Below are 5851 nucleotides of genomic sequence, written 5' to 3'. Positions count from 1 at the left end.
CCCCCCCCGCGGGCGCCCCGCCCCCCCCGCCCCGGGGCGCCGGCGCGGACCGGGGCGGGGGGCGCGCCCCCCCCCCCCCCCGCGCGGGCCCCCCCCCGCCGGCCGGGCGGCTCGTCCGTCTCCGCGCCCGCCTCGCGCGCTCGCAGAACTCCCTCGGCAAGGGCCTGCTCACGCTCCTGTCGCGCGAGCACCTCGACGAGGACACCTGGGAGGAGATCGAGGACACGCTCCTGACCGCGGACGTCGGGGTGAAGCCGACGCAGGAACTCGTGGAGCGGCTGCGCGAGCGGGTGCGCGTCCTCGGCACCCGCAGCCCGGAGGAGCTGCGCACCCTGCTGCGCGAGGAGCTGATCACACTCGTCGGAGCGGACCTCGACCGCGAGGTGAAGACCGAGAGCGGCCTCGACACCCCGGGCGTCGTGATGGTCGTCGGCGTCAACGGCACCGGCAAGACCACCACGACGGGCAAGCTGGCCCGCGTCCTGGTCGCGGACGGCCGGTCCGTCGTCCTCGGCGCGGCCGACACGTTCCGGGCCGCCGCCGCCGACCAGCTCCAGACCTGGGGCGAGCGCGTGGGCGCCCGTACCGTACGGGGTCCCGAGGGCGGCGACCCCGCGTCGGTCGCCTTCGACGCGGTCAAGGAGGGCATCGCCGAGAGCGCGGACGTCGTCCTCATCGACACGGCGGGCCGTCTGCACACCAAGACCGGCCTGATGGACGAACTCGGCAAGGTGAAGCGGGTCGTCGAGAAGCACGGGCCGCTGGACGAGGTGCTGCTCGTCCTCGATGCCACGACCGGCCAGAACGGCCTGGTGCAGGCGCGGGTGTTCGCGGAGGTCGTGGAGATCACCGGCATCGTGCTGACCAAGCTGGACGGCACTGCCAAGGGCGGCATCGTGGTGGCGGTCCAGCGCGAGCTGGGTGTGCCGGTCAAGCTGGTGGGCCTCGGTGAGGGCGCCGACGATCTCGCGCCGTTCGAGCCCGCCGCCTTCGTGGACGCGCTGATCGGCGACTGACACGGCCGCCTGTCGCCGCCCTCGTACGGGCCGTGGCACGGACGGTGCAAACGCGGACAGCGAAAAGGCGGACGGCGAAAACGCGGGCAGTACAAACGCGGACAGTGAAAGCGCGGACGGTGAAAGGGCGGGTGACCTCCGGGTCGCCCGCCCTTCCGCCGGCCGCGCTCCGCGTCCGCTCTCCGTACAGTGCCGCCGTCGCTATCCCCCGTGCCGGGGGCGCGCCCGGCCCACCCGGTGGCAGGTGTACGCCAGCGTCCCCAGCAGCAGCCTGGCCGGCGGCAGCACCGCGGTGTCGGGCGACGGCGGGCGCAGCCAGTGGGCGGGGCCGAGCGTCCCCATCGGGGAGGGCGGCGCCACCACGTAGGAGCCCGGGCCCAGGCCCGCCAGGTCGAGGTCCGCGTCGTCCCAGCCCATCCGGTAGAGCAGGGTGGGCAGTTCCGCCGCGGCGCCGGGCGCCACGAAGAAGTACGCGCGCCCGGCCGGCGTGGCGAGGACGGGGCCGCGCGGCAGTCCCATCCGCTCCAGGCGCGCCAGCGCGGGCCCGCCGGCGCCGAGCGCCACGTCGATCACGTCGAACCGCTCGCCCACGGGCAGCAGGACGGCCGCGCCGGGCACCTCGGCCCACGCGCGCGTGACCTCGTCGAGCGTCGCGCCCGCCTTGACGCGAGGGCAGAAGCCGAGCGGGTGCGCCCCCGGCTCCGTACAGCAGGGGTCGCCGCACGAGCAGGCGCCCGCGGCGGAGGACCGGGCGCCCGGCATGACGTCCCAGCCCCACAGACCCGTGTACTCGGCGACCGCAGTGCACTCCGTGGCCCGGCCGCGGCGCCGTGAGGCCGCCCGCAGTTCCCGGATGTCCCGGAGACCGCCGATGGTGAAGCCCATGCCCCCTCCAACGGGTCGAACGCGCGGGTGGTTACGACTCGCAGTCTGCCCGTGACACTCCGTCGCGGAAGGGGCGTCGGCGCGGATGTGCGGAGGCAATGGGGGTGGTGCGAACCGAGTCGCGCGCCCCGGCGCACCTCTTTCGCGTCACCCATGACCGCTGCCTGTCAAGTGAAGCGCGTCCATGCCGCGGCGAGTTCATTCGAAGGGGTGGCGAATGGTGGCGATTTAGCAAGGAACGCTGAATCCCCTAGCTGGAGGGGTGATCGTAGGATTACTTTCGGTGCACGGGCTGGGGAGAAGGGTTGTTCTCGTGGGTATGCCGGAGGCACATCGGGCGGCTGTTCGAGGGGTGAATCCTCGGATGGGACGCCAGGGAACGCGGCATCCTTACAGCGGTTCGCGCGACGGATCGAGCGGACGCGTCGGACCGAGCGGATGGGGGCAGTCCAGGTGAGCGGCAGCGGTGCGGACGAGGCGAGCACGGGCAAACGCCCGAACGCCCTGCTCGGTTCCTGGTTCGCGCGCAGCGGCTGGTCGAAGGGCGAGCTCGCCCGCCAGGTCAACCGCAGAGCGCGCCAGATGGGCGCCCACCACGTCAGCACCGACACCTCCCGCGTACGGCGCTGGCTCGACGGGGAGCAGCCGCGCGAGCCCATCCCGCGGATCATGTCGGAGCTGTTCTCCGAGCGCTTCGGGTCCGTCGTCGCCGTCGAGGACCTCGGGCTGCGCAGCGCACACCAGTCGCCGTCCGCCGCCGGAGTCGACCTGCCCTGGGCCGGCCCCCAGACGGTCGCCCTGCTCGGCGAGTTCTCCCGCAGCGACCTGATGCTCGGCCGCCGCGGCTTCCTCGGCTCCTCCCTCAGCCTCTCCGCGGGCCCCGCCCTCGTCGAGCCCGTGCAGCGCTGGCTCGTACCGACCCCCGGCGGCGGCGAGGCGCCGGCCGGCGGGCAGGCCGGCGCGCGGCGCACCCCGCGCCTTTCCGAGCCCGAGCTCGAACTGCTGGAGTCCACCACCGCGATGTTCCGCCTCTGGGACGCGCAGTGCGGCGGCGGACTGCGCCGCAAGGCCGTCGTCGGACAGCTCCACGAGGTCACCGACCTGCTCCAGGAACCGCTGCCCGAGGCCGCCTCGCGGCGCCTGTTCACCTGCGCCGCGGAACTGTCGGAGCTGGCCGGCTGGATGAGCTACGACGTCGGCCTCCAGCCCAACGCGCAGAAGTACTTCGTGCTCGCGCTGCACGCGGCCAAGGAGGCGGGCGACCGCGCGCTCGGCTCGTACATCCTGTCCTCGATGAGCCGGCAGATGATCCACCTCGGGCGCCCCGACGACGCGCTCGAACTCATCCACCTCGCCCAGTACGGCAGCCGCGACTGCGCCACCCCCCGCACCCAGTCCATGCTGTACGCGATGGAGGCGCGCGCATACGCGGGCATGGGCCTGCCGAGCAAGTGCAAGCGCGCGGTGCGGATGGCGGAGGACTCGTTCGCCGACATCGGCGACGACGGCGCGCCCGACCCCGACTGGATCGGCTTCTTCACCGAGGGGGAGCTGCACGCGGAGAACGCGCACTCGTTCCGTGACCTCGCCTACGTCGCGGGCCGCAGCCCGGCCTACGCCTCCCTGGCGGAGCCCGTCATGGAGCGCGCCGTGGAACTCTTCGAACGGGACGAGGACCATCAGCGCTCCTACGCGCTGAACCTCATCGGCCTCGCCAGCGTCCACCTCCTCAAGCGCGAGCCGGAGCGGATGGCCGCGCCCGCCAGGGAGGCTCTGGGCATCGCCCGCTCCATCCGCTCCGAACGCGTCAACACCCGGCTGCGCAAGACCGTCGACATCGCCGTACGGGACTTCGAGGACGTCCCCGAGGTGGTGGAGCTCGGTGAGCTGCTCGGCCCCCGCTTCCCGGAGAACGCGGAAGCGGTCTGAAACCCCGGCCGCGGTGCTCACCCCGTACCGCCCGACACGGCTCCCCCGCCGACAGGACAGCAGGGTGACACCGCGGCCGGCTCTCACTCCGCCGTGTGACGGATTCACCCGTACGCGACGATGATTCACTTCGCCGTAACACAGGGCTCATCTTCGTCACCGCATCGAAACACGGCACACGTCCGACCGAAACGGCCCTGCGCGAATCTCCTCATCACAGTCGGCCCATGCGAAATGTCGGATAGGGCCGATCCGACCGACGGAGGGGACGCCGGCCTTGAATGGTGCAGATACCGCGTTCGTATTGATCAGTGCCGCGCTCGTGATGCTGATGGCGCCAGGACTGGCGTTCTTCTACGGCGGCATGGTGCGGGTGAAGAGCGCCCTCAACATGCTGATGATGTCCGTCATCTCGCTGGCCGTCGTCAGCGTGCTGTGGGTCTTCTACGGATACACGCTGGCCTTCGGTGACGATCTCGGCGGCATCGGGCTCATCGGCAATTTCGATCACCTCGGCATGAAGGGCATCGGCCCGGAGACGCTGACCGGCAAGGGCGGCATCCCCGTGCTCGCCTTCGCCTTCTTCCAGCTGATGTTCGCCGTCCTCACCCCCGCGCTGATGAGCGGCGCCCTGGCGGACCGTGTGAAGTTCAGCGCCTGGACCCTGTTCATCGCCCTGTGGGTCACGATCGTCTACTTCCCGATCGCGCACTGGGTGTGGCAGTCAGGCGGCTGGCTCTTCAAGCTCGGCGTGATCGACTTCGCCGGCGGAACGGCCGTCCACATCAACGCCGGCATCGGCGGTCTCGCCGCCGTCCTCGTGGTCGGCAAGCGCATCGGCTTCAAGAAGGACCCGATGCGGCCGCACAGCCTGCCGCTCGTCGTGATCGGCGCCGCGCTCCTGTGGTTCGGCTGGTTCGGCTTCAACGCCGGGTCCGAGCTGGCCGCCGACGGCACCGCCGCCAACATGGCCTTCAACACCCAGATCGCCACCGCGGCGGCGATGATCGGCTGGCTCGCGTACGAACGCGTCAAGCACGGCGCGTTCACCACCCTCGGCGCCGCCTCCGGCGCCGTCGCGGGCCTCGTCGCCATCACCCCCTCCGGCGCCGCGGTGAACGCCTGGGGCGCCCTGCTCATCGGCGTCGTCGCCGGCGGCGTCTGCTCCTTCGCCGTCAGCCTCAAGTTCAGGTTCGGCTACGACGACTCGCTCGACGTCGTCGGCGTCCACCTGGTCGGCGGCGTGATCGGCACCCTCCTGGTCGGCGTCCTCGCCACCGGCGGAGTCGCGGGCCTGACCCAGCTCGGCAAGCAGGCCGCCGGAGCGTTCTCCGTCATGGCGTACTCCTTCGTCGTCTCCTGGCTGCTCGCGAAGCTCGTCGACAAGACCATCGGCTTCCGGGCCTCCGAGGACGACGAGATCACCGGCCTCGACATGGCACAGCACGCCGAATCCGCCTACGACTTCACCGGTGTCGGCGGGGCGGCGGTGCACCGTAGTAGCGTGCCCGCAGCCGACCGCGACGCCGCCGCGGCGAAGACCCCGAAGGTGGACGCATGAAGCTCATCACCGCCGTCGTGAAGCCGCACCGGCTGGACGAGATCAAGGAAGCCCTCCAGTCGTTCGGCGTCCAGGGCCTCACCGTCACCGAGGCCAGCGGATACGGGCGCCAGCGCGGCCACACCGAGGTCTACCGCGGCGCCGAGTACACCGTCGACCTCGTCCCCAAGGTCCGTATCGAGGTCCTCGTCGAGGACGGCGACGCCGAGCAGATCGTCGAAGTCGTCGTGAAGGCGGCGAGGACCGGCAAGATCGGCGACGGCAAGGTCTGGACCGTGCCCGTCGACACCGCCGTACGGGTGCGCACCGGCGAACGCGGCCCCGATGCCCTCTGAGGGACGCCGCCCCGCCGGGGACCGGCCCCCGGCGGAAGCGGACACCTGTTACGCCGCGGGGCGGGGGGGGCGGCCGCGCCCCCCCCGCCCGCCCGCCGCCCCCCCCGCCCCGGCCCCCCCCCCCC

6 protein-coding genes (1 of these 6 running past the window's edge) are annotated in these 5851 nt (G+C 72.3%); 5 read left to right on the top strand and 1 reads right to left on the bottom strand.

Annotated elements, in window-relative coordinates; genetic code table 11:
- On the top strand, positions 1–1016 hold a 1016-nt coding region (gene ftsY, locus LCE31_RS31770), incomplete at its 5' end, for a signal recognition particle-docking protein FtsY (protein ID WP_225020542.1).
- 201 nt (positions 1017–1217) lie between these two features.
- Here the strand turns inward: ftsY and LCE31_RS31765 are convergent.
- A complete protein-coding gene (locus LCE31_RS31765; protein WP_225020540.1) occupies positions 1218–1901 on the bottom strand; it encodes a bifunctional DNA primase/polymerase in 684 nt (227 codons plus the stop codon).
- Between the two features lie 453 nt (positions 1902–2354).
- Between LCE31_RS31765 and nsdA the strand changes: the two genes are divergently transcribed.
- The 4 genes from nsdA to LCE31_RS31745 form a co-directional block, all read left to right on the top strand.
- Positions 2355–3830 carry a transcriptional repressor NsdA gene (gene nsdA, locus LCE31_RS31760; RefSeq protein WP_225020538.1) on the top strand — a complete coding sequence of 492 codons (1476 nt, stop codon included), beginning with the start codon at positions 2355–2357 and terminating at the stop codon, positions 3828–3830.
- A 277-nt stretch (positions 3831–4107) separates the two neighbouring features.
- Entirely contained in the window at positions 4108–5391 is a 1284-nt protein-coding gene (locus tag LCE31_RS31755) for an ammonium transporter (RefSeq protein ID WP_225020536.1), read from the top strand.
- On the top strand, positions 5388–5726 hold the full coding sequence (locus LCE31_RS31750) for a P-II family nitrogen regulator (RefSeq protein ID WP_225020534.1): 339 nt from the start codon (positions 5388–5390) through the stop codon (positions 5724–5726). The genes LCE31_RS31755 and LCE31_RS31750 overlap by 4 nt, the downstream gene beginning before the upstream one ends.
- Positions 5716–5851 carry the start of a [protein-PII] uridylyltransferase gene (locus LCE31_RS31745; RefSeq protein WP_225020532.1) on the top strand. The gene runs 2510 nt beyond the window's last position, so the window shows 136 of its 2646 coding nt (coding positions 1–136); its start codon is at positions 5716–5718; its stop codon lies off the right edge, out of view. The genes LCE31_RS31750 and LCE31_RS31745 overlap by 11 nt, the downstream gene beginning before the upstream one ends.

The sequence above is a fragment of the Streptomyces sp. 8L genome, assembly GCF_020176795.1.
Taxonomy (GTDB): Bacteria; Actinomycetota; Actinomycetes; order Streptomycetales; family Streptomycetaceae; genus Streptomyces.
This window is presented reverse-complemented; position numbering and strand designations above follow the sequence as displayed.

Coding starts and splice junctions, on each gene's coding strand:
- LCE31_RS31765 (WP_225020540.1), bottom strand. CDS start 1,901: ATGGGCTTCACCATCGGCGGTCTCCGGGACATCCGGGAACTGCGGGCG.
- LCE31_RS31750 (WP_225020534.1), top strand. CDS start 5,388: ATGAAGCTCATCACCGCCGTCGTGAAGCCGCACCGGCTGGACGAGATC.